This is a genomic window from Actinokineospora xionganensis (assembly GCF_014323725.1).
GTDB lineage: Bacteria > Actinomycetota > Actinomycetes > Mycobacteriales > Pseudonocardiaceae > Actinokineospora > Actinokineospora xionganensis.
Genome location: NZ_JABVED010000020.1, coordinates 1 through 22,474, shown reverse-complemented (window position 1 = coordinate 22,474; position 22,474 = coordinate 1). Strand labels below are relative to the sequence as shown.

At 71.9% G+C, this 22,474-nt stretch carries 17 protein-coding genes and 1 pseudogene; 8 read left to right on the top strand and 10 right to left on the bottom strand.

Annotation, left to right across the window (positions count from 1 at the left end; genetic code table 11):
* Positions 1-33: 33 nt before the first annotated feature.
* A complete protein-coding gene (locus GPZ80_RS26865) occupies positions 34-1,311 on the bottom strand; it encodes a wax ester/triacylglycerol synthase domain-containing protein (protein ID WP_187223875.1) in 1,278 nt (425 codons plus the stop codon).
* Positions 1,312-1,396: 85 nt separating this feature from the next.
* A complete protein-coding gene (locus GPZ80_RS26860) occupies positions 1,397-3,565 on the bottom strand; it encodes a Stk1 family PASTA domain-containing Ser/Thr kinase (protein WP_312880603.1) in 2,169 nt (722 codons plus the stop codon).
* An 89-nt stretch (positions 3,566-3,654) separates the two neighbouring features.
* Here GPZ80_RS26860 and GPZ80_RS26855 point away from each other — a divergent pair, with 89 nt between their 5' ends.
* Positions 3,655-4,023: an Rv2175c family DNA-binding protein gene (locus GPZ80_RS26855; protein ID WP_187223874.1), complete on the top strand. Its 369-nt coding sequence runs from the start codon at positions 3,655-3,657 to the stop codon at positions 4,021-4,023.
* Here the strand turns inward: GPZ80_RS26855 and GPZ80_RS26850 are convergent.
* From GPZ80_RS26850 to GPZ80_RS26835, 4 genes are read right to left on the bottom strand one after another with little or no spacing between them, the layout of a single operon-like run.
* The gene (locus GPZ80_RS26850; RefSeq protein ID WP_246477518.1) at positions 3,992-4,906 is read right to left on the bottom strand and encodes a phytoene/squalene synthase family protein; all 915 of its coding nucleotides are present in this window, start codon (positions 4,904-4,906) and stop codon (positions 3,992-3,994) included. The genes GPZ80_RS26855 and GPZ80_RS26850 overlap by 32 nt on opposite strands.
* A 49-nt stretch (positions 4,907-4,955) precedes the next feature.
* Positions 4,956-6,446, bottom strand: coding sequence for a hypothetical protein (locus tag GPZ80_RS26845; RefSeq protein ID WP_187223872.1), 1,491 nt, complete (start codon positions 6,444-6,446; stop codon positions 4,956-4,958).
* A 6-nt stretch (positions 6,447-6,452) separates the two neighbouring features.
* The gene (crtI, locus tag GPZ80_RS26840) at positions 6,453-7,982 is read right to left on the bottom strand and encodes a phytoene desaturase family protein (RefSeq protein ID WP_187223871.1); all 1,530 of its coding nucleotides are present in this window, start codon (positions 7,980-7,982) and stop codon (positions 6,453-6,455) included.
* A gap of 2 nt (positions 7,983-7,984) precedes the next feature.
* Entirely contained in the window at positions 7,985-9,103 is a 1,119-nt protein-coding gene (locus tag GPZ80_RS26835; RefSeq protein WP_376771735.1) for a polyprenyl synthetase family protein, read from the bottom strand.
* Positions 9,104-9,230: 127 nt separating this feature from the next.
* Here GPZ80_RS26835 and GPZ80_RS26830 point away from each other — a divergent pair, with 127 nt between their 5' ends.
* A complete protein-coding gene (locus GPZ80_RS26830) occupies positions 9,231-10,115 on the top strand; it encodes a methylenetetrahydrofolate reductase (RefSeq protein WP_187223870.1) in 885 nt (294 codons plus the stop codon).
* A gap of 4 nt (positions 10,116-10,119) precedes the next feature.
* On the opposite strand, the gene GPZ80_RS26825 is transcribed toward GPZ80_RS26830, so the two are convergent.
* Complete coding sequence (locus GPZ80_RS26825) at positions 10,120-10,797, bottom strand: LppM family (lipo)protein (RefSeq protein WP_187223869.1); 678 nt, start codon at positions 10,795-10,797, stop codon at positions 10,120-10,122.
* Positions 10,798-10,887: 90 nt separating this feature from the next.
* Between GPZ80_RS26825 and GPZ80_RS26820 the strand changes: the two genes are divergently transcribed.
* A complete protein-coding gene (locus GPZ80_RS26820; RefSeq protein ID WP_187223868.1) occupies positions 10,888-12,576 on the top strand; it encodes a DUF885 domain-containing protein in 1,689 nt (562 codons plus the stop codon).
* A 159-nt stretch (positions 12,577-12,735) separates the two neighbouring features.
* On the opposite strand, the gene GPZ80_RS26815 is transcribed toward GPZ80_RS26820, so the two are convergent.
* Both GPZ80_RS26815 and GPZ80_RS26810 read right to left on the bottom strand, forming a co-directional pair.
* On the bottom strand, positions 12,736-13,302 hold the full coding sequence (locus GPZ80_RS26815; protein ID WP_312880602.1) for a GNAT family N-acetyltransferase: 567 nt from the start codon (positions 13,300-13,302) through the stop codon (positions 12,736-12,738).
* Positions 13,299-13,808 carry a YbaK/EbsC family protein gene (locus GPZ80_RS26810; protein WP_187223867.1) on the bottom strand — a complete coding sequence of 170 codons (510 nt, stop codon included), beginning with the start codon at positions 13,806-13,808 and terminating at the stop codon, positions 13,299-13,301. The genes GPZ80_RS26815 and GPZ80_RS26810 overlap by 4 nt, the downstream gene beginning before the upstream one ends.
* Positions 13,809-14,439: 631 nt before the next feature.
* On the opposite strand from GPZ80_RS26810, the gene GPZ80_RS26805 reads away from it, so the two are divergent.
* The 4 genes from GPZ80_RS26805 (at position 14,440) to GPZ80_RS26790 (ending at position 17,327) form a co-directional block, all read left to right on the top strand.
* Positions 14,440-14,823 carry an SAV_6107 family HEPN domain-containing protein gene (locus GPZ80_RS26805; protein WP_312880601.1) on the top strand — a complete coding sequence of 128 codons (384 nt, stop codon included), beginning with the start codon at positions 14,440-14,442 and terminating at the stop codon, positions 14,821-14,823.
* Entirely contained in the window at positions 14,820-15,590 is a 771-nt protein-coding gene (locus GPZ80_RS26800; protein ID WP_187223866.1) for a maleylpyruvate isomerase family mycothiol-dependent enzyme, read from the top strand. The genes GPZ80_RS26805 and GPZ80_RS26800 overlap by 4 nt, the downstream gene beginning before the upstream one ends.
* Before the next feature lie 392 nt (positions 15,591-15,982).
* Positions 15,983-16,717 carry a VOC family protein gene (locus GPZ80_RS26795; RefSeq protein WP_187223865.1) on the top strand — a complete coding sequence of 245 codons (735 nt, stop codon included), beginning with the start codon at positions 15,983-15,985 and terminating at the stop codon, positions 16,715-16,717.
* Positions 16,718-16,727: 10 nt separating this feature from the next.
* Positions 16,728-17,327 (top strand): VOC family protein, encoded by a 600-nt coding sequence (locus GPZ80_RS26790; RefSeq protein ID WP_222719923.1) that lies wholly within the window; start codon positions 16,728-16,730, stop codon positions 17,325-17,327.
* 84 nt (positions 17,328-17,411) lie between these two features.
* Here the strand turns inward: GPZ80_RS26790 and GPZ80_RS26785 are convergent, their stop codons facing one another.
* On the bottom strand, positions 17,412-21,980 hold the full coding sequence (locus tag GPZ80_RS26785) for an ATP-dependent helicase (RefSeq protein ID WP_187223864.1): 4,569 nt from the start codon (positions 21,978-21,980) through the stop codon (positions 17,412-17,414).
* A gap of 171 nt (positions 21,981-22,151) precedes the next feature.
* Here GPZ80_RS26785 and GPZ80_RS26780 point away from each other — a divergent pair.
* Positions 22,152-22,474, top strand: a pseudogene (locus tag GPZ80_RS26780) (Hsp70 family protein); the annotation flags it as partial.

Sequence of the window (22,474 nt, the reverse complement as noted above, 5' to 3'; positions counted from 1 at the left end):
CCCACCCGCAGCCCGACCAGCAAAGAACACGGGTCAGGCGCAGAGCTCGTGCAGGGTCGCCGTCGACTTGACGATCGCGTCGGCGAAGCGACCGACGTTCACCACCGCCCCCGCGTCCGCGTTGATTCCGATGTGGACACCGTCGCGGTAGGTCGACACCGCGATGCTCACCCGGTGGCCGGGCGCGATCGGCACGATCGGATACACCTCGCGCATCTCCGCGCCCGCCAGACGCAACACCATGGGCGGGAACGGAACCGCGGTCACGACCGTGTCGAACAGCATCGGCGTCGCCGCCGCGAGCAACCGGGTGCCGACCCGGTGGGCCAGCGGCGGCAGCCAGGACGCCATCATCGACAGCGCGCCCGCGCCCTTCTTCGGACCCGCCAGCTTGTTGGCGTCCATCGCCGTGCGGACCGCCTTGAGCCGGGCGACCGGATCGGGCTCGCCGACCGGGAGGTCGCACAGGTAGCCGGAGATCTGGTTGCCGCCGCCCGCGTCGCCGCGGCCCCGGATGTTCACCGGAATCAGCGCGCGCACGTCGACGCCGTCGACCTTGCGCCCCGAGGCGTCCATCCAGTCGCGCAGGGCACCGGTGAGGACCGCGAGGAGCACGTCGTTGACCGTGCCGCCGTGGGTGCGTCGAATGTGCCGGATGTCGGCCAGGTCGAGGCGCACCCGGGCGAACTCGCGGGCGGGCGTGGTACGGCTGAGCAGGGGAGCTGACCAGGGCGCGCGCATCGCCTGGACCACCGAGCCCGCGACGTCCACACCCTGGCGGAGCCGGTCGAGCAGCCCGGGCAGCGGGGCGGGAACCGACTCGGCGGGCGGCGGGCGCTCGCAGAGGCCGTCGAGCAGGCCCGCGGCGATCTCGACCGCGCCCGCGCCGTCGGTGAGCGCGTGGTGGAGCTTGAACAGCACCGCGAACTCGCCGTGCGGCAGGCCGGTGACGACGTGCAGGTCCCATGGCGGCCTGCTCAGGTCCAGCGGCCGCTCCAGCCACGACGAGGCGTAGGCGTCAAGCAGGTCGAGTTCCTCGGGCAGGCGGTACGCCGAGATCTGGTCGGCCGCGCGGAAGTCCGGTGTGGACGCCCATTCGGCGCCGCCGGGCGGGAAGAGGGTCGACCGGACCCGCTTGCGCAGTTTCGGCATGGCGTCGATCCGGGCGGCGAGGAGGCGGGCGACCTCGTCGGGATCGACCGGGGTTTCCGGTCGGAACACCGCGACCGCGCCCACGTGCATGGGCGTGCTCGCGCGTTCCAGACTCAGGAACGCGACGTCCAGTCCGCTGAGTGGGGTCGTGGGGGGCATGCCTCTACGACACCAGACCGAGATGACACCGTGGTTACCCCCGTGGGTCGACCTCGGCGGTATCACCCGATCGAGTTGGTCACACTCAGAAGGCGAAAGCCCCGACCTTGGTGCCGCGCTGGACCTTCGTGCCCGGCGCGGGGTTCTGCGCGCGGATGATCCCGTTGGGATTGTTGAACACGCCCAGTTCCAACTCCAGGCCCACCGCCGCCAGCGCCGCCTGCGCGTCCGGCACCGTCTTGTTGCCGATGTCGGGCACCGTGACCGCGTTCGACACCACGACCGAGACCCGCTTGCTCGCCTCCGGCGCGATCTTGGTCCCGGGCGCGGGATCTGTGCGGATGACGAGTCCGCCCTCGACCTCCCCGGAGAACTCGGCGGGACCGTCGAACGGCTCGAAACCCTGCTCCTGCAGCAGCTTGAACGCCTCGTCACGTGTCTTGTTGCGCACGTCGGGCACCGGCTTGGGGGCCGGTCCCTTGCTCAGCACGATGATCACCCGCTGGCCCAGTTGCAGCTTGGTGCCGGGCGGCGGGTCGAGGCGCACGACCGTTCCCTTGGCGACCTTCTCGTCGAAGACGTTCTTCCCGTCGTCGCGTTGCGGCTGCAGCTCAGCCGTGCGGATCAGCTGCTCGGCCTGTTCCACAGTGGACCCGGCGGCCACGTCCGGCACCACCGGGCGCCCGGCGGACACGATCAGCTTCACCTCGTCGCCGCGCAGCGCTTCGGCGCCCGCGCCGGGTTCGGTGCCGATCACCTCGCCCGCGGCGATGTCGTTGTGCCGGACCGTGGTGATGTTCGGGTTCAGGTCGGCCGCGCGGATCGCCTGCTCGGCGGTGGCGGAATCCTTGCCCTGCACCGCGGGCACCTCGGTGTAGCGGCCGCTGGTGAACCACCAGAGCGACGTGACCAGCACCGCGAGCGCCACCACGCCCGCGATGCTCCAGCCGACGATCTTCTTGGTCTGCGACGGTGGCGGCGGGGGAGGACCGGGCGGGCCCGCGTGAATCGGACCGCTGTGAATCGGACCGCTGTGGATCGGACCGCTGTGGATCGGGCCGCTGTGCGGGCCCGCGTGGTGCGGCACCGGGTGCGGGCCGGTCGGCGGCATCGGGTTCGCCGCCGCCGAGTCGATCACCTTCTCCAGGTCCGAGCGCAGCATCGCGCGCGTCCCCTGTGGACCGCCGCCGCTGAAACCCGTCGGCGCCTGCCGCATCACCGTCGCGTCGGGCGGCGGCACCGCCAGGTTCGGCACGGGCATATTGCGCACGGTCGCCTCGGGATCGGCCAGGACCGGGGCCACGGCGCGGGTGGAGTCCTCCCCGACGGGCTTGACGATGTCGTCGGGCGCCACCGGATCGGTCAGGTCGATCGGCGGCGCCTCGACCACGGGCACGCGCATCCGGGGCAGCGCGAGCTGCTCGCGGACCGACCGCAGCTCGCGGAGGAACGCGGCGCCGTCGGCGGGCCGCGACTCCGGGTCGCGCCGGGTCGCCCGGACCACCAGGTCGTCGAGCAGCGCCGGGATGCCCGGGGTGGACGAGCCGGGCGCGGGCATGTCCTCGTTGACGTGGCGGTAGGCCACCGACAGCGCGTTGTCGCCGTTGTACGGGGTGCTGCCGGTCAGCATCTCGTAGAAGACGATTCCCGCTGAGTACACGTCGCCGCGCGCGGTCGCGGTGCCCGCCTCGACCTGCTCGGGTGAGAGGTAGGACACAGTGCCGAGGATGACGCTGCTCTTGGTCGTGCCGGGGCTGGCCACGGCGCGGACCAGACCGAAGTCGGCGACCTTCACCACGCCGCCCGCCCCGATCAGCACGTTCTCCGGCTTCACGTCACGGTGGATCAGGCCCGCGTCATGCGCGGCGCCGAGCGCGGCCAGGACCGGCTCCATGATCGCCACGGCCAGCGGCGCGGGCAGCGTCCCGCGCTGGGCGAGCAGGTCGCGCAGGGTGCCGCCGGAGACCAGCTCCATCACCAGGTAGACGTGCTCGCCGTCAAGGCCCTGGTCGTGCACCGCGACCACGTTCGGGTGGTGGATCTTCGCGGCCGATCGGGCCTCCCGCTCGAACCGCTCGACGAACGACTTGTCGTCGGCGAACCGGGAATCCATCACCTTGATCGCCACCGGCCGGTCCAGCCGGGTGTCGAGCCCCCGGTAGACCGCCGACATGCCCCCGCGCGCGAGCAGCGCGTCGACTCGGTAGCGCTGCTCCAGCAGTGCTCCGATCAGCCTCGGTCCCTTGTCCGCCACAGTCGTGGATCGTACGGAGCCACGCCGACGGGCGTGGCGTCCCCCATGTATCTGTGACCTAGAGACCGTTGTGACTATCGTTGTTCCTCGTGAGTTCGATTCCCGCCGCCACCGACGTCCTGGACGCCTCGGTCGACGTGCTTCCGCTGCCCGATGTCGCCGAGCGGCTGAACCAGCCCATTACCCGCGTGCACCAGGCGCTGCGTGACCGCCATCTGATCGCCATCCGCCGCAAGGGGGTGCTGCTGGTGCCGGCGGCGTTCCTCAACGACGAGGGCGAGATCGTCAAGGGTCTCGTCGGGACGATCACCGTGCTCCACGACTCCGGGTTCGGCCCCGACGAGATGCTGCGCTGGCTCTTCGCCGAGGACGAGACCCTCCCCGGCACCCCCATCGACGCGCTGCGCGGCGACCGGGGCCGTGAGGTCAAGCGCCGCGCGCAGGCTCTCGCGTTCTGATCCGCGCCGCCAGACACCTGGCCGCCCCCGGCAGCGCCACCGCGAGCCGCCGGGCCGGGGGCACCACCGCGCGGCCGGCCAACACGTCGTAGTCGGCCGCCGCGATCTCGTCGAGGATGCCGCCATAGAGCCGCGACGCGGTCTCCACGCACGGCCGTGCCACCGGGTCGAGCAGGCCGATACCGGGCTCAGCGGCCCGGTAGAGGGCCCTCGTGTGGGCCACCAGGTGCGCGATGGCCCGGCGGATCGCCCGGTCCGTCCGTCCGGTCCGCACCGCGTGTAGCAGCCGCTCCCGGTCGACGCCGAACGCCGCCAGGTGGTCGGCGGGCAGGTAGACCCGGCCCCTGGCCAAGTCCTCACCGACGTCGCGCAGAAAGTTCGTCGCCTGGAACGCCTCGCCCAGACCCCGCGCGTAGGGCGCGGCCTCGGCGCGGGGACCGACCGTGCCCAGGATGGGCAGCATCATCAGCCCGATCACCCCGGCCGACCCGTGCGTGTACACGGCCACGTCGTCGAGGGTGGCGTAGTCGGTGACGGTCAGGTCCATCCGCATGGACGCCAGGAAGTCGGTGAACAACTCCGGGTCAAGGTCGTAGCGGCGGACCGTGTCGGCCAGCGCGGGAAGCACCGGGTGCGGTGTCGGCTCGCCCGCCAGCGCGTCCTTCAGGCAGATCTCCAGGTCGCCCAGCGCGCCGGACGGGTCGGGTCCGGGGGCGTCGACGATCTCGTCGGCCAGGCGCGCGAACGCGTAGAGCGCGTGCACCGCGGGACGCCTGCGCGCGGGCAGCAACCGGGTGGCCAGGAAGTAGCTGCGACCGTAGTGGGCGTTGATCCGACGGCACGCCGCGTAGGCGGTTCGGAGGGTGGGTTCGTGGGCACGCATGGCGCGCGCCATCGTCGCACGCGCGCCCGACGGAGCCGATTCGAACGTGTCAGCGCTTACAGCTCGACCACTGGCCGGTGGGGCATTCGCCCTTCTCGGTCTTGTATTTGTCGACCAGCTGCTGGGTCAGACCCTGCGCCGAGGCCGCCTGGTCGGTCGCGGTGACCAGGTCGACTCCGCAGCCGGAGCCGGTGGACCGCAGGCACGTCGGCAGCTGCTGGTCGGCGTGGTCCTCCCAGAACTTGCCCGCGACCACGCCGTACTTCCAGACCTTCGCCTGGCGGGCGGAGTCGGAGTACGTGATCGCGTAGACGTAGTGCGAGCCCTCGGCCTTGCCCGCCTTCGGATCCGCGGGCTTGGCGCCGGCGCGCTCGGTGAGCTGCGTCAGGTCGGGCGCGTCGGCGAGGACGACCGTCGACCACTCGACGCTGTACGGGTGGTTGCCCGGAACCGAGTTGGCCCGCTGGTAGAACTTGACCCACTCCGGGCTGGCCAGCGTGCAGGTGGCGCTGCCGCCCTGACCAGGGGCGACCGGGCCCGCGGTGGCGTCGCACACGCCCAGCGGGGCGTTGTCGCCCTGCCACACGCCGCGCACGGACACCTTGACCGCGACCTTCCCGGGGTTCGTGAACTGCACGATGATCGAGCAACTCGCCGCGCCGCAGGCGTCGAAGTTGTGTGTGCCCTCGGTGACGGTGGTCAGCACGTCGATGGGGGCGGTGAGGCCCGCCGCCTGGGTGGCGGTGTCCTGGTAGAACTTGCCCAGCTCGCTGGAGGCGTCGGTGACCGTGGTGACCAGGTCGCGCACGCTGCTGGTGTCGGCGCGGCCCACCCGTTCGGTCTCGACCTTGAGCACGCCGTGCGGCGCCTTCTCGTCGACGTAGACCGTGCCGCCGCCGGTGGTGACCTTGACCGCGCGCGCCGACCCGACGTCGACCCGCTCGCCGTCGCCGATCGCGCGTTCGCCCGCCTGTTCGCTGCCCTTGGCGAGGTTCTGCCCGAGCACGTCGGGGAGGAACACGTCGCCGAACTCGACCCCGATCAGGCTGCCGGGGACCTTGACCCAGCGGTCTGCCACCGCGGTGCCCTTGTTCTCGCCGTTGGCGACCCCCGACAGGGCGGCCCAGAAGTCGGCGGCGGCCTTGACGTAGGTGGCTTTGTTGACCACGAGCAGCGTGGCGGCCTTGCCGTCGAGGGTGAACGTGCCGTGGATCTCGCCGGTCTGCGCCGCGGTGAGGTCGAACGTCACCGGGTCGTCCGAGGCCGACGACATCGTGCCCTTGTAGTGGACGGCGCCCGCCTCGCCCAGGTTGATCAGCGACTGCGTGATCGACTCGGCCGCCGTCGGCGGCGCCACGTCGGCCGCGATCGGGCTGCCCGACACGGCGTTGCTGCATCCGGCCACCGCGAGCACAGCCGATCCGAACACAGCCGCCAACCGGCCGCGCCTTGGTACCCGGGTCACCGCACCCCACCTCACTGACATGTCGCCGCCGCCCGCCGCAGCATTATCGCTGTCGGCGGCGATCAATCCGCTCACGGAACCTCACAGTCCGCTCACAGATTGCCCCCGCACTCCCGTCGCGGTCACCAGGCGCCCGGCGATCCGCTGGGCGGCGAGCCTGCCGGAGATCACCACCGGCGGGATCCCCACCCCAGGCGTCGTCCCGCTACCCGCGAGGACCACATTATCGACACCCCGGACCAGGTTCCTCGGCCGGAAGGGTCCAGTTTGGGCGAATATGTGCGCCACGGAGAACGGACTGCCCTCGGCAAGGCCCGCCGCCTCCCAGTCGGCGGGCGTGACCAGCCGCTGCATCTCGATCGACGAGTCGAACCCGGTCAGGCCGCGCTGCTCCAACACCCGAACAAGATCATCACGATAGCGCGGCCCGATCCGGCGCCAGTCGATCGGGCCGGTCCGCAGGTTCGGGCACGGCGCCAGCACCGAGATCTGGTGCCGTCCCTGCGGGGCCAGCGTCGGGTCCGTCGCGGTGGGCCGGGTGACCAGCAGCGACGGGTCGCTCATCAGCACGCCCTCGCGGGTGATCTCCTGGAAGGTGCGCTCCCAGGCGCGGCCGAAGAAGATCGTGTGGTGGTCCAGTTCGGCCCACGACCGCGTGGTGCCGGTGTGCAGCACGACCGCGGAGGGGGAGTAGCGCAGCGCGAGCGGGCGGCGCGGCGTCACGCCGAGCAGCCGGTAGCTCGCGGCCAGGTCCGCGGTCAGCACGACGGTGTCGCACGCGATCCGCTCGCCCGTCGTCGTGCGCACCGCGCCGACCCGGGTGCCCACCCGCTCCAGCCAGGCCGCGCTGGTCGAGTACCGAACCCGCACACCCGCGCGGGCGGCCGCGCCCGCCATCGCCTCGGCCACCGCGCCGATCCCGCCGCGGGGGAACGACACACCCGCGACCGTGTCCATGTAGGCGATGACCGCGTACGCCGCCAGCGCGCGGCTCGGCGGAACGCCGGCGTAGAGCGCCTGGAACGAGAACAGCCTGCGCAACCGATCGTCGGACAAGAACCGGCCCACCGCGGGGCCGAGCCTGCCGAAGCCGCCGAGCGCGGCCAGCCGGGCCAGTTCGGGGCCGACCAGGTCGGTGGGGGAGTCGAAGTTGGCGCCGATGAACCGGTCGCGCTGGACCTGGTAGAGGTCGGTCAGCCAGGCGCGCAGCCTGCGGTAGCCCTCGGCCTCGCGAGGTCCGGCCGCCTCGCGGATCTCGGCTTCCATGGCCGCGGCGTCGGTGTGCACCGCGATCGTGCTGCCGTCGGCGAACCGGGCCCGGTACGCCGGGTCCAGCTTGATCAGGTCGACCTCGGCGGCCAGCGACGTCCCGACCGCGGCGAAGGCCTCGTCGATCAGTTCGGGCATGGTCAGCACGGTCGCGCCGGTGTCGACCCGGTAGCCCTCGATCGTCTCCTGGCCCGCGCGCCCGCCCGGCTTCGCGGCGGCCTCGATCACGGTCACCTCGCGGCCGGTGCCCGCCAGGTGCAGGGCGGCCGACAGACCGGACAGCCCCGCGCCCACGACGACGACGTGGTCGGTGCGGCCCGGGATGGTCTTGCGATCGGCCACGGTCAGTGCGCCCTGCGGGTGGCCGCGACGGCGAGGTCGGACAGGACCTTCGCGGCAGGCGCGTCGAGGTCGGCGGCGGCCAGGGTGCCGAGGGCGTTCGCGGTCAGCTCGTCGATGCGGCGATCGAGTTCGGCGACCGCGCCGAGATCGGTGAGCACCTCACGGGCCCGCTCGACGGTGGCCGAGGTCAGGTCGCCATCGCCGAGCGCGGCCCGCAGCAGTGCCGCGTCCGCCGTGCGTCCGGCCGCGTCGGCGTTGGCCATGCCGACCGACATCAGCAGGGTCCGCTTGCCTTCGCGCAGGTCGTCCCCGGCGGGCTTGCCGGTGACATCGGTGTCGCCGAACATGCCGAGCAGGTCGTCGCGCAGTTGGAAGGCCAGGCCGATGTCGGCGCCGAAGGAGCGCAGCGCGGCCACTGTCGGCTCGGGCGCGCCCCCGAGCGCCGCGCCGAGGTGCAGCGGGCGTTCGACGGTGTAGGCGGCGGTCTTCATCCGTGCGACGCTGAGCGCCGCCTCAGCCGACTCGTCGCCCTTGGCCTGGGTCAGCACGTCGAGATACTGCCCGGCGAGCATCTCCGCGCGCATGGCCCGCCAGGGCACCTGGCCGTCGGCCTGGCGCCGCGGGTCGACGCCGGATCCCGCGAACATGTCGTCGGCCCACGCCAGGGCGAGGTCGCCGAGCAGGATCGCTGCGGCCGCGCCGAAGCGGTCGGACTCACCCAGCCAGCCGCGCTCGCGGTGCCGCGCGGCGAAGGAGACATGCACGGTCGGCTTGCCCCGGCGCATCGCGGAGGCGTCCATCAGGTCGTCGTGCACCAGCGCGCAGGCCTGGATCAGCTCCAGGGCGCTGACCGCGCGCAGAACGGCGTCGGCCTGCGCACCCGAGCCCGAGCCGCCCGTGCCGCGCCAGGCCCACCAGGCAAAGGTCGGCCGCAGCCGCTTGCCGCCGCCAAGCACGAACTCGGCCAGGGACGCCACCGCGGAGCCGAACGACGGTGCCATCTCGGCCATCCCGGCGTGGCGGGTGGCCAGGTAGTCGGCGAGAGCCCGTTCGACGTGATCGGCGACCGCGCCGTCGATGGACTCTGGATCGAATACCGGGGTTTCCGGTGCCTGCTGCACACCGCTATGGTCCGCTGTAACGAAGAAGTAGGCACAAGCGGGGGTGCCCGGGTGTGACGTCCGGCGACCTTCTTCCAAACTGTGGGAGTGCTGTCCCAATGATCGGACGCCCGATACTCTTCAGTACATGACCACCGTTTTGCAGCGAATCCGCTCGAACAGGCCGGTCTTCTCGGTCGAGTTCATGCCCCCGAGGGACCAGGCGGACGAACGACGGCTGTGGAACGCCATTCGCGAACTCGAGGGCTACGACCCCGCGTTCGTGTCGGTCACCTACGGCGCGGGCGGCTCCAGCCGCGACCGGACCATCCGAACCACCGGCCGGGTCGCGCGCGAGACCACCCTGGTCTCGATGGCGCACCTGACCGCGGTCGGCCACTCCGTCGCCGAACTGCGCAACGTCATCGGCTGGTACGCGGCCCTGGGGATCCGCAACATCCTCGCGCTGCGCGGCGACCCGCCCGGCGACCCCAACGGCCCGTGGGTCGCGCACCCCGACGGCCTGAACTACGCCGACGAACTCGTCGCGCTGGTGCGCGAACTCGGCGACTTCTGCGTCGGCGTGGCCGCGTTCCCCTACGGGCACCCGCAGTCGGCCGACATCGACGCCGACACGGAGAACCTGCTCCGCAAGTTCCGCGCCGGAGCCGACTTCGCTATCGCGCAGCTGTTCTTCGAACCGGAGGACTTCCTGCGGCTGCGCGACCGGGTCGCCGCGAAGGGCTGCGACGCCGTGCTGCTGCCCGGCGTGATGCCGCTGACGACCCCGAAGATCCTGGCCAAGACCGTCGAGCTCTCCGGCGCCCCCGTGCCCGCCCGCATCGCCGCCCGGCTCGACCCGCTGGTCGGGGACGCGGCCGCGTTCCGGGCCGAGGGGATCGACCTGGTCACCGAGGTGTGCGAGCGGCTCATCGCCGAAGGCGTCTCGGGCCTGCACTTCTACACGTTCAACCGAGCCAAGGCGACGCGGGAAGTGGTGGCCCGGCTCGGGATGGTGCCCAGCCGCGCCTGAGCGGTCAGCCGCCGTGTCGCTCGCGCGCGATCGTGCGCCGGTGGGAGAACAACGCCAACGCCAGGACCAGTAACGCGACACCGACGGCGGACGCGCCCACGATCGTGACCCACTTCGTCCACGAGACTCCTGACGAGTCCGTGTACTGCGCCGTCGCGTTGAACTCGGTGACCGCGCCCGGCTTGGGCTTCCAGCTGATCGTCCCGTTGTCGTTGACCCCGTTGGTCCGGTTCACCGTCCCCGGCAGCGTCACCTTGAACTGCACGTCGGCGCGGTCCTTCGGCAACTCCGTGAGGTCGACCGAACCGGCCATCGTCACCAGGTCGCCCGCGCGCCGGAAGCTGAGCCGGTACTGCTTGCCGACGGTGATCGAGTCCGACAGGATCCCGACCTCGGCGAAGGTCAGCTCCTGCAGGGAGATGGTCTGTCCCACGTAGCCGTCGGCGGCGTAGACCTGCGTCTTCACCTTGCCCGCCAGCTCGGGTGGGATCTTCAGCGTGGGACCGGTGTCACCCTGCTTGATCGAGACCGCGGCGATGACGAGCTGGCCGGAGACGAGGTCGTTCTCCGAGACGGTCATCGATGCCTGGACCCGGACGCAGCCGGACAGGGTCAGCACGGCGAGAAGACTCAGCAGGGCGAAAGCGGCCCACCTGGGAAAACGGGGGATGGCCTGATGCACTCGGCCATCCTGCCGGCTATGTCCACGCCACCGCCGCCCGGCTGTTTATCGGTTGCCTGCGGGCCGTGACCGGACGGTAGCGTGCGAGGCATGGTGTCCTTACCGCCCACCGGCGTGCACAAGATCAGTGATTCCTATGTCGACGACTCGGCGGCGGCGGAGCCGATCCTCGCCACCTACCTCGGTATCGCCGGGCATGACGACCGACTTCCCGACCTGTCGCCTGAGGGCGTCGACCACAGAGCGGCCATCGCCACCGCCGCGCTGGCCGCGATGCGCGCCGCCGAACCGGCCGACGTGTCGGAGGCCAACGCCAAGGCGGTGTTCCTCGAACGGGTCGGCCTGGAGGCCGAGCTGCACGAGGCGGGCGAGTTCTACCGCACCCTCAACGTGATCGCGAGCCCCCCGCAGGACGTGCGGCAGGTCTTCGACCTGATGCCGACCGCCACCGCCGAGGACTGGGCGGTGATCGCCAAGCGGCTGTCCGCCGTTCCCGCCGCGCTCGCCGGCTACCAGGAGTCGCTGCGCTTCGCCGCGGCCCGGGGTGACGTCGCGGCGCTGCGCCAGATCACCAAGACGGCCGAACAGTGCCAGACCTGGTCCGGCCGGGGCGGCGCCAAGTCGTTCTTCGCCACGTTCGCCGATAGCGCGGACGGTGTCGCCGAGGGCGCCCTGCGCGCCGAGATCGACACGGGCGCCCGGGTCGCCGCCGAGGCCTACGGCGAACTCGCCGACTTCCTCACCGGTGAGCTGGCTCCCAAGTCGAGCGGTGAGGACGCCGTCGGCGAGGAGCGCTACCGGCTCTGGTCGCGCGAGTACACCGGCGCCACCCTCGACCTGCGCGAGGCCTACGAGTGGGGCTGGGAGGAGTTCACCCGGCTCGAGACGGAGATGAAGGAGGTCGCGGGCCGCATCGTCCCCGGCGGCACCATCGCCGACGCGGCCGCCAAGCTCGACGCCGACCCCCGCTACCAGGTGCGCGGCAAGAAGGCCTTCGAGGAGTGGATGCAGGGCCTGTCCGACCGCGCGCTCGCCGACCTGCGGGGCGTGCACTTCGACATCTCCGACGAGATCATGCGGCTGGAGTGCAAGATCGCCCCGCCCGGCGGCGGTGTCGGCGCGTACTACACCGGCCCGACCGACGACTGGAGCCGTCCGGGGCGCATGTGGTGGTCGGTGCCCGCCGACCGGGAGGAGTTCTCCACCTGGCGCGAGGTCACCACGGTCTACCACGAGGGCGCGCCCGGGCATCACCTGCAGATCGCCACCGCGGTCTCCCAGGGGGAGAGTCTCAACAAGTTCCAGCGCCTGCTCACCTGGGTGCCCGCCTACGGCGAGGGCTGGGCCCTCTACGCCGAGCGTCTGATGCGCGAGTTCGGCTACCTGCAGGACGACGGCGACCTGCTGGGCATGCTCGACGCCAACATCTTCCGCGCGGCCCGGGTGATCATCGACATCGGCATGCACCTGAAGCTGGAGATCCCCCGTGGGGCGGGCTTCCACGAGGGCGAGCGGTGGTCTCCCGAGTTGGGCTTGGAGTTCCTGCTCACCCGCACGATCACCGACAAGGCGCACGTGCGCGACGAGATCGATCGCTACCTCGGCTGGCCGGGCCAGGCCCCGACCTACAAGCTCGGCGAACGCCTCTGGCTGCAGGCCCGCGACGAATACCAGGCGCGGCAGGGCGAGGACTTCTCGCTCAAGACGTTCCACCAGCGAGCCCTCGAGATGGGCGCCATGGGTCTCGACACCCTGCGCACCCGCCTCGCGGCTCTGTAGGTCCTGTCTGACAAATCGCGACAGCGAGAGCCGCGCCGAGGCGGCCCCTGACGGCACGGCCGGAACGCCCGAGTACAACCCGGTACGAGGGCATTCCGGCCGCACCGCCAGGAACCACCTCGATCACGACTCTCGCCGCCGAGATTTGTCAGACAAGACCTAGAGGGGAAGCGGGCGGCCCAGGACACCGAAAGGGCGTGGGTCGCCCGTGAACTGGTAGTCGCGCAGGACGTCGTCGAAACCGAGCCTGCGGTAGAGCCGCCAGGCGCGGGAGGGCCCCTCCGGGGTGGACAGCAGCACGTTGGCCGTGTCCGCCCCGGAGACCAGCCTGCGCACCAGTTCCTCGCCGATGCCCTGCCCCTGGCGGTCCGGGAGCACGTGCAGCTCGGTCAGCTCGAAGTAGTCCGACATCCACGCCTCGGCGACAGCGGGCCCGCGGTTCTCGGTCACGCCGCGGCGCACCTGCTCGTGCCACCACTGCCCGGGCGAACCCCGGTAGCCGTAGGCGATGCCGGTCATGCGGTCGTCGCTGTCGAAGGCCGCCACGCAACGCCAGCCCGCGCGGAGCATGTGCGCGAGCCACATCGGGGCCCGTTGCTCAACTGTGCCCTTCGGGTAGCGCATGGCGGTGACGTAGAGCGCCAGCGCCTCGCGCAGGCGCACCCGCAGCTCCTCGGAGCTCAGCTCAGCGAAGCGGTCGACGCGGGGGGAGGGGGCGGCGGTCACGGTGCCCGATCATCCTCCTCGTGCGCGACATCCGCAGCCGTGCCCCCGGTGAGCGTCACCAAGTCGGCGAACGTCGTGGGGAACAACGACTTCGGGTGGCCCGCGGCAGCCCACACCACGGCGTGGCGGGCGAGGTGCCGGTCGACCAGCGTCTTCAGCGGCGCCGGGTGGCCGGTGGGGGCGACTCCGCCGATCGGCTGGCCGGTGTGCTCCCGGACGTAGGCGGCGTCGGCCCGTCCCACCTCCCGCACGCCGGCCAGCTCGGCCAGCAGCCCGGTGTCGGCGCGGTGGGCGCCGGAGGTGAGGGCGAGCAGGGGGTCGCTGTCGGTGCGGAAGACCAGACTGTTGGCGATCGCCCCCACGTCCACCCCCAACGCCGCCGCGGCCGCCGCGGCGGTCTTCACGTCGGCGTCGAGGATCCGGATCCCGTCGGCGGCCTGCTCCATCCCCGCTTCGCGCAGAGCCGCGGCGACCTTGGCCACGGCGGGATGTTCGAGTGTGCTCACCGCTCCATCTCACCATCCCTGATCTGGTCGTGGGCAAGTAGTCCACAGGTCACACCCGAGCCTGCTTGAAGCCCGCGAGCCGCCGGGTTAGGCTGGCGTTGTTCGAACACTAGTTCGAATCTGCTCGGTGGTGGGGCGGGGGAAGCGCCTCACCACCGAGCGCCGCCGGCTTCCCCTCGGCGCCGCCCGTCACCAGCCGTGACGGAAATCTTGCGAGGAGGCCACGATGACCAGCACCTTGGACTTCCCAGTCACCCCGGCAACAGCGTCGGACGGGTTCGCCCAAGCCGAGTTGGGCTTCGCCACGCCTGCCACGCACGACCGATCCCACCCCCGATCCCACCATGGCATCGCCGCGACCCCGCGTCGTGTGTCAGCGGCCGGTGGGGCAGAGGCGGTCCAGCCCGACCTTGGTGTGCACCCAGCCATGCCGGTTCCGGTTCAAGGCCGGGCGACCCCGGCGTCGGCCGGAGCGGGGGAGCGTGGCGCTTCGGGTTCCAACTCGATGCCCGCCCAGGTAGAGCGCGGAATAGCTTCGACCCGACACGGGCAGGTCGGTGCGCAGGTTTCACCCCGTGTCGCCACGTCTCCTCGTCGCGACCGATCCGCGACGCAGGACGAGCGGGGCCTGGTGCCCGCGGTGCCCCCGGCCGCGCTCGGCCTGCTCGCCCAAGCCGAGCAGGGGCTTGCCGCCGCCGTCCGGCAACCGCAGCCCGCCCAGCGTTTCGCGGAGGCGTACCTCTGCGCGCTTCGGGCCGCCGCCGCGCTGCTCGCCGCCCGTGGGCGGCCGCACCGGGGGCGCGCCAAGCCGACCAGTGTGTGGACCCTGCTCTCCTCGGTCGCCCCGGAGATGCGGGAGTGGTCGGCGTTCTTCGCCTCCTGCTCCACCACTCGCGCCGCCGTCCAGGCGGGCATCACCAGCCGCGTCGGTCCCCGCGCCGCCGACGACCTGGTGCGCCAGTCCGGGCAGTTCATCGCCCTCGTCCACCGTGCCGTGCACGGCGACAGGCGATGAGCTGGACGCCGCTCCTGGAATACGACAGATACCTCGACATCCTCGAACACGAAGGAGGCCTGCTCGCCGCGTCCGCCGAGGCCGCCGACCACGACCGCCTGATCCCCGGCTGCCCCGGCCTGGACATCGGCGAGACGGTCCGGCACGTCGGCAGCGTCTACCGGACCGTGGTGTCCTGGATCCGGGCAGGCGACCGCCCGACGTCCTGGCAGCGCCAGCCCCTCGGCGACCAAACCGTCGAGGACTACCTCCGCGACGGTCTGCGGACCCTCCTCGGCGAACTTGTCACCCACCACCCCGACGAACCCTGCCCCACCTGGGATCCCGCGCAACACCACTACGGCTTCTGGCGTCGCCGCATGGCCCACGAGAGCACGGTCCACCGCATCGACGTCCAGACCGCGGCGGGTGGTGAGATCGACCTCGTCGAGCCCGAAGTGGCGCTCGACGGCATCGACGAGGTCCTGCGGCTGTGGTTCACCCACCGCCTCTCGGTTCTCGGCGTCTCCGGCACCCGCCGGGGCACGGTGGCCATCAACGCGGGAGACCGGTTCTGGCTCGCGACCCTGGGCCCGGTCAGCACCAAGGCCACCCGAGCCACGGCGGCCGAAGCCGAGACCGCGGACGCCTCAGTCACCGGCGACGCGGTGGAGCTGTACCTGTGGTTGTGGGGCAGGCGGGCGGTGTTCGACAGGTCGCTCACGCTCGAGGGAGATCTCGACATCTCCTCCCAGATGTGGGCCCTCCTGCGCCTCGCCACCCGCTGACCGCCCGACCGGCGATTCGCTGGTCACGCCGACGCGATCCGAACCAGGTGACCGCTTCCCCGTCGGCGACGACAACCGCGTCCGCTCACGAACGGCGCGTGGGCGGGGCACCCGCCCACCCACGTTGGTGAGGGTGGGTGCGCGCCCCAAGCGTGAGGGAGCACGGTGGCGAGCGCGCCCCGCGCGACCAGCGGCAGCCGTGCGACCACATGCCCAGCGACGGTGACTGGCGTTTGGGTGTAGGCGACTCGGCCATTCGGTGGGAGCGCGTCGCCGCGCGGAGTCGGGTGCGGGTGGCGGACCGTCCGCGCATGATCTTCGAAAGTGCTGGTCGGCGCGTCGGTGGGTGGATGTCGAAACGCGATGTCGCGTACGCGGCTACCGTGTCCGGTATGTCCACCCGCCTGGCGAGCGTCGTGATCGAAGCGGCGGATCCGAGTGCCGCCGCCGAGTTCTGGTACGTCATGCTCGGCGGCACCGCCATTCCCGACGGCCCTCAGGGCCGCAGACTGGTGGGGCCCGAGATCGGTGGCTGCGACCTTGACCTGGTGTTTGTCCCCGCGCACGGTGCCAAGACCGGCAAGAACCGCATCCACGTCGACTTGGCCACCGAGAGCCCACACGAGTACCAGGTCCTCACCTCCCTGGCCGCGGACATCGGCGCCCACGTCGTCGACATCGGCCAAGGTCCCGCGATGCCGTGGACGGTGTTCCAGGACCCCGACGGCAACGAGTTCTGCGTCCTCGAACCACGCGAGCTCTACACCGACACCGGCCCGCTCGCCGCCGTCGTGATCGACTCGGTCGCCCCGGCCAGGGTCGCGGACTTCTGGTCGGCGGCGACCGGGTGGCCGGTCGTGCACGTCTGCGAGGACTCGGCCGCCCTGCGCCCCCTCGACACCCACGGGCCCTGGATCGAATTCCTCCGCGTCCCCGACCCGAAGCGCACGCCGAACCGCATCCAGTTCGACATGTTCCCCACCGACATCGAGGACCCGGTCGGCTGGCTGCTCGCCCTCGGCGCCACCCGGCTGTCCGACCGCGTCCTGGCCGACCCCGAGGGCAACGAGTTCAACCTGGTGTGCGAACCCGCCATCGACATCCCGGTCCGCCGCTTCAGCCGCTAGCGTCGACAACGTGTCGACCGGCCAGGTGAACGTCGTCGTGGACAGTGCCGATCCCTTGGTGTCGGCGAGGTTCTGGGCCGACCTGCTCCACGTGCCACTCGACGGGACGCAAGTCCACGCTCCTGAGCTGACGCTGACGTTCGTGCCCGCGGACGAGCCGAAGACGGTGAAAAACCGGGTCCACCTCGACCTGGCTTCCCAGTCGGCCGCCGACCAGGGCGACATCGTCTCCCACGCACTGTCCCTGGGCGCCGCCCACGCCGACATCGGCCAGGGCCGCACCCCGTGGGCAGTACTGCGCGACCCACAGGGAAACGAGTTCTGTGTCCTGGAACCCCGCCCCGAATACGCGGCGACCGGCCCGGTGGCGGCGATCGTGGTCGACGCCCTCGCACCCGCGAGCCAGGCTTTGGCGTGGTCGACCATCACCGGCCGCCGGGTGGCGCTCGCGACTGATGACTTCGCTTCGCTTGAAGGTGTTGGGCCGTGGTTGGAGTTTGTTCGGGTCGTGGAGCCGAAGGTTGTCAGGAACCGGGTCCGGTTGGCTGTGGGGGCGGTTGGGGCTGAGGTTCGCGTTGATCCGGAAGGCAATGAGTTTCATGGTGGTTGAGAGGGTGCCCCGGCATCGCAACGGGCCGTTGGTCCCGATTTCGGGCGTGGATACGGATGCGTGCGTGGGTGCCCTGCCCTGCTCCTATGCGCGTAGGCGCAGGCCCTTGGGGGTGGCTCGGAAACCCGCGTCGCGGAGGACTGTGGCCAGGGATGAGGTGAGGGCTATTTCGCCGTCCGCCTTCTGGACCGACAGTGAGCCGAGCCAGCCGTCTCGGACGGCGCGGGAGAGGGCTTCGGCGGCGGCGCGTAGGGAAGGTTCCTCGTCGGTGAAGGACAGTAGGGTGCGGCCGCCGCGTTCGACGTACATGGCGGGGACGCCGTCCACCAGCACCACCAGCGCCCCGGCCTTGCGGCCCGGGCGGTGTTTGCCTTCCCCCAACGCCTCCGGCCACGTGAGTGCCGCGCCGTACGGCTGGGCCGGGTCGGCGGCGGCGAGGACGGTCGCGGGGAATTCGGGGGCGTCGGCCGGGTCCGCGCGCGACAGTGCCCGGAGGCGGTCGACCGCGCCGCGGGCGGCGAACTGGGAAGCGCCCAAGCCCTCCACGACGTAGCCGCGGATGATCTGGCCCGACTCCTCCATCGCCCGCAGCACCTTGTAGATGCCGCTGAAGCCACCCGTGACCCGCTCGGTGTCCAGTGCGCCGCGAGTGAGAACCCCGTGGCGTTCAAGGAATGCCTCCGCCCGGGCGTGGGCGCGTCGCGTCGGGTCTTGTTCGCGGGGGACGACCAGGGACCAGCGGCCGCCGACGGTCGGTGGTCCGGTGCGGGTGGGCATGTCCGGGCGGGCGGTGCGCAGCCGGGCGTAGCGCCCGCGGGGAGCTGTCCGGCGGGGCCGGTGCGCGGCGCCCTTGCCGGAGACCAGAGCACGCAACGGCGCGATTGTGTCGTTGGTGATCAGGCCGCCCCACACCAAATCCCACAGCGCCGCGATGACATCCGGGTCGTTCGGGGACTTGGCGCCGCCGTCGAGCAGGACGGCGCCGGTGCGGTCGGCGACCTGCCGGAAGAACAGCGCGCCACCGTCCAAAGCGGACAGGACCGCCGTGTGCAGCGGGGTGTCGGGGACGGTGTCCTCGACATCGGGGAGCAGCAGGTCGGCGACATCGGCGGGTGCCAGCGCGATCCAGCCGTCGCCGCCCGCCAGCGTGCCGGTGCCGCACCAGGTGACCTCGCCCGCGGCGGTGAGCTCGTCGAGCAGGGCAGGGGAGTAGCCGCGCAGCCGCGAGGGCAGGACCAGCGACTCCAACGCGCTCGCCGGGATGGGCGCTCCCGCGAGCTGCTCCACCACCGCCAGCACGTCATCCGCGGTCGCGGACGAGCGGGACTTGCGGCCGATGCCGTGCCAGCTGGGCAGGAACCGGCCCAGCGCCGCCGGTTCGACCGGTTCGACCTCGGCCCGCAGCCGCGCCAGCGACGAGCGCCGCAGCCGCCGCAGGACGTCGGCGTCGCAGTATTCGACGGCCGCGGGCGGCTCCGGGCCGCTGATCGGCCGCAACTCGCCGCGCACCAGCCTGCCCGCGCCCGCCAGCCGCTCCAGCACCCCGGTCACCACCGACGCGCCGAGCCCGAACCGGGCGGCGGCCTCCGCCGCGGGGAACGGCCCATGGGTGCGGGCGTAGCGGGAAAGCAAGTCGCCCAACGGATCGGCGACCGGCTCGGTGAACACCTCGGGCACGCCGACCGGCAGCGCGGTGCCCAGCGCGTCGCGGACCCGGCCCGCGTCCTCGATGGCGATGAACCGCTCGTCGCCTGCGATTCGGACCCGAAGCACCCGTCGCGCGGCTTCCAGTTCCGCGAGCCACTGCGGCGCCACGCCCCGGGCCTGCGCCTCCGCTTCGGACAGATCTCCCAGGAACCGCAACAGGTCCGCCGCGTCCTCGGCGTGTCGGGCGTGCCGGTTCGGGTCGAGCCGCTGCAGCGACCGTTCCACCTCGGCCAGGACATCCGGGTCGAGCAGTTCGCGGATCGCCTCGGACCCGAGGAGTTCGGCCAGCAGCGCGCTGTCGAGCGACAACGCCGCCGCCCGCCGCTCCGCGAGGGGAACGTCGCTGCCATAGAGGAACATCCCGACATAGCCGAACAACAGACTGCGCGCGAACGGCGACGCGGCCTGCGTCTGCACCTCGACCACCCGCACCCGCCGCGCCCGCACGTCCGACATCAGCTCACGCAGGCCGCCCACGTCGTAGACGTCCTGCAGGCATTCGCGCATCGCCTCCAGCACGACCGGGAACTGCTCGTACTTCGCCGCGACCGACAACAGCTGCGCCGAGCGCTGCCGCTGCTGCCACAGCGGGGTGCGCCTGCGCGGATCCCGCCTGGGCAGCAACAACGACCGCGACGCGCACTCACGGAACCGGGCGGCGAACAGCGCCGACCCGCTGACCTCGGCCACCACGATCTGCTCGACCTCGTCCGGGTCGAGCAGCACGTCCTCGGCGCCCGCCACAACCTCTTGCCCGAGGTCGTCGACCGCGTCGGGCAGCCGGATCACGATGCCGTCGTCGCCATGCGCGATCTGCGCCTCGACGCCGCGGCGCTCGCGCAGCCGGGCGCCGATCGCCAGCGCCCACGGCGCGTTGACCTGCCCGCCGAACGGCGAGTGCACGACCAGCCGCCAGTCGCCGAGCTCGTCGCGGAAGCGCTCGACCACGATCGTCCGGTCGTCGGGCACGTGCTGAGTCGCCTCGCGCTGCTCGGACAGGTACGCGAGCAGGTTGTCCGTCGCCCAGCCGTCCAGCCCGGCCACCGCGGCCCGGTCCCGCGCGGCTGAATCGTCCACACTGGACAGTTCGCGGACGAACTTGCCCAGCGCGCGACCGAGTTCCAGCGGACGCCCCGGCGCGTCGCCCTTCCAGAACGGCATCCGCGCGGGCTCGCCCGGCGCGGGTGTGACGATCACCCGGTCGTGGGTGATGTCCTGGACCCGCCACGCCGACGTGCCGAGCAGGAACGTGTCGCCCACGCGCGACTCGTAGACCATCTCCTCGTCCAACTCGCCGACCCGCGACCCGGCGCCCCGCTCGTCCGGCGGGGTCATCACGGTGAACAGCCCCCGGTCCGGGATCGTGCCACCGGAGGTGACCGCGAGCCGTTGCGCACCAGGCCTGCCGCGCAGCTCACCGCTGATCCGGTCCCACGTCACCCGGGGCCGCAGCTCACCGAACTCCTCGCTCGGATAGCGGCCCGCCAGCATGTCGAGCACCGCGTACAGCGCCGAATCCGGCAGCGACGCGAACGGCGCCGCCCGCCGCACCAGCGTGGCGAGTTCGGTGACCGTCCACGGCTCCACCGCGACCATCGCGACGATGTGCTGCGCCAGCACGTCGAGCGGGTTGCGCGGGTACCGGACCGCCTCGATCGCACCCTGAGCCATCCGCTCGGCCACCACGGCGCAGGACACCAAGTCGCCTCGGAACTTCGGGAACATCACGCCGCGCGACACCGCGCCCACCTGGTGGCCCGCACGCCCGACGCGCTGCAGGCCGGACGCGACCGTCGGCGGCGCCTCCACCTGGACCACCAGGTCGACCGCGCCCATGTCGATGCCCAGTTCCAGTGACGACGTCGCCACAACGCACGGCAGCCTGCCGGATTTGAGGTCTTCCTCGACCAGCGTGCGCTGCTCTCGCGACATCGAGCCGTGGTGCGCCCGCGCGATCACCGGAGAGGCCATCGTGGTGAGGCCGGACTGGCCGATCGCCTCCGCGGGGAAGCGGTCGAGATCGACCGGCTCCTCGTCCGCCAACTCGTTGAGCCTGGCCGTCATCCGCTCCGCGAGCCGCCGCGAGTTGGCGAAGACGATCGTCGACCGGTGCTGCCGCACCAGTTCCAGCACCCGGCGCTCCACCTTCGGCCAGATCGAGGCTGTCGTCCGGTCGTTTCCGTCGTCGTTGTGCTGCTCGGTCAGGCTCGACATGTCCTCGGTGGGGACCTCGACCCGGATCTCCACCGTCTTGCCGATCTTCGGCTGGACCAGGGTGACCGGCCTGCCGCCGCCGAGGAAGCCGCTCACCTCGTCCACCGGCCGCACCGTCGCCGACAGCCCGATCCGCTGGGCGGGCCGCTCCAGCAGAGCGTCCAGCCGCTCCAGTGACAGCGCCAGGTGCGACCCGCGCTTGGCCCCGGCGACCGCGTGCACCTCGTCCACGATCACCGTGCGCACCCCGCGCAGCGATTCGCGCGCAGCAGACGTCAGCAGCAGGAAGAGCGACTCCGGCGTGGTGACCAGCACGTCCGGCGGGGTCCTGGCGAACGCGCGGCGCTCGTCGGCCGGGGTGTCGCCGGTCCGCATGCCCACCGTGATGTCCGGCTCCGGCAAGCCCAGCCGGTGCGAGGCCTGCCGGATGCCCGCCAGCGGCGCCCGCAGGTTGCGCTGGACATCGACCGCCAGCGCCTTGAGCGGAGACACGTAGAGAACCCGGCAGCGGTGCTTCGCCTCGACGGGCGGGCCCTCGGCGGCCAACCGGTCGAGCGCCCAGAGGAACGCCGCGAGCGTCTTCCCCGATCCGGTCGGTGCCACGACCAGCGCGTGCTCGCCCGCCGCCGCGGCCCGCCATGCCCCCGTCTGGGCTTCGGTGGGCGCGACGAAAGCGCCCGCGAACCACTGCCTCGTCGCGGGCGTGAACAGGTCGAGCGCGTTCACCGCCATATGTCAATGCTTACCTGACGGCACCGACACCGCCCAGTCCTCCGGCGTCGCCTGTGGACAACTCGGCCAGGCACTTCGGCCTACCGCGACCGCGCGAAAGGTCGGGCATGGGACTATCTGCGCGACTACCCGGGGGCTTGAGGTGTAGTCGGGTGCGATGAGGGGAGAGCAGTGAACGTCCTGTCGGTGGATCTCGGCACGTCGAACACCGTTGCCGTGCTGTCCGCGCACGGCCGCCCGCCGAGGGTGGTCGACGTCGACGGGTCGTCGATGATGCCGTCCGCGGTGTTCGCGGCCGAGGACGGTGGGCTGGTCGTGGGCCGCGACGCCGAGCGACGCGCCCGCTTGGACCCCTCGCGCTTCGAGCCCAACCCCAAACGCCGCGTCGACGAGGGCACGCTGCTGCTGGGTGACACCGTCGTCCCCGTCACCGACGCGCTCGCGGGAGTGCTCCGCCGCGTCGCGGACGAGACCTCCCGGCAGCTTGGCGGCGC

Bases quoted from the DNA above. Each gene is read 5' to 3' on its own strand.
- GPZ80_RS26865 (WP_187223875.1), bottom strand. From the start codon at position 1,311: ATGCCCCCCACGACCCCACTCAGCGGACTGGACGTCGCGTTCCTGAGT.
- GPZ80_RS26850 (WP_246477518.1), bottom strand. From the start codon at position 4,906: ATGCGTGCCCACGAACCCACCCTCCGAACCGCCTACGCGGCGTGCCGT.
- GPZ80_RS26830 (WP_187223870.1), top strand. From the start codon at position 9,231: ATGACCACCGTTTTGCAGCGAATCCGCTCGAACAGGCCGGTCTTCTCG.
- GPZ80_RS26820 (WP_187223868.1), top strand. From the start codon at position 10,888: ATGGTGTCCTTACCGCCCACCGGCGTGCACAAGATCAGTGATTCCTAT.
- GPZ80_RS26800 (WP_187223866.1), top strand. From the start codon at position 14,820: ATGAGCTGGACGCCGCTCCTGGAATACGACAGATACCTCGACATCCTC.
- GPZ80_RS26795 (WP_187223865.1), top strand. From the start codon at position 15,983: ATGTCCACCCGCCTGGCGAGCGTCGTGATCGAAGCGGCGGATCCGAGT.
- GPZ80_RS26785 (WP_187223864.1), bottom strand. From the start codon at position 21,980: ATGGCGGTGAACGCGCTCGACCTGTTCACGCCCGCGACGAGGCAGTGG.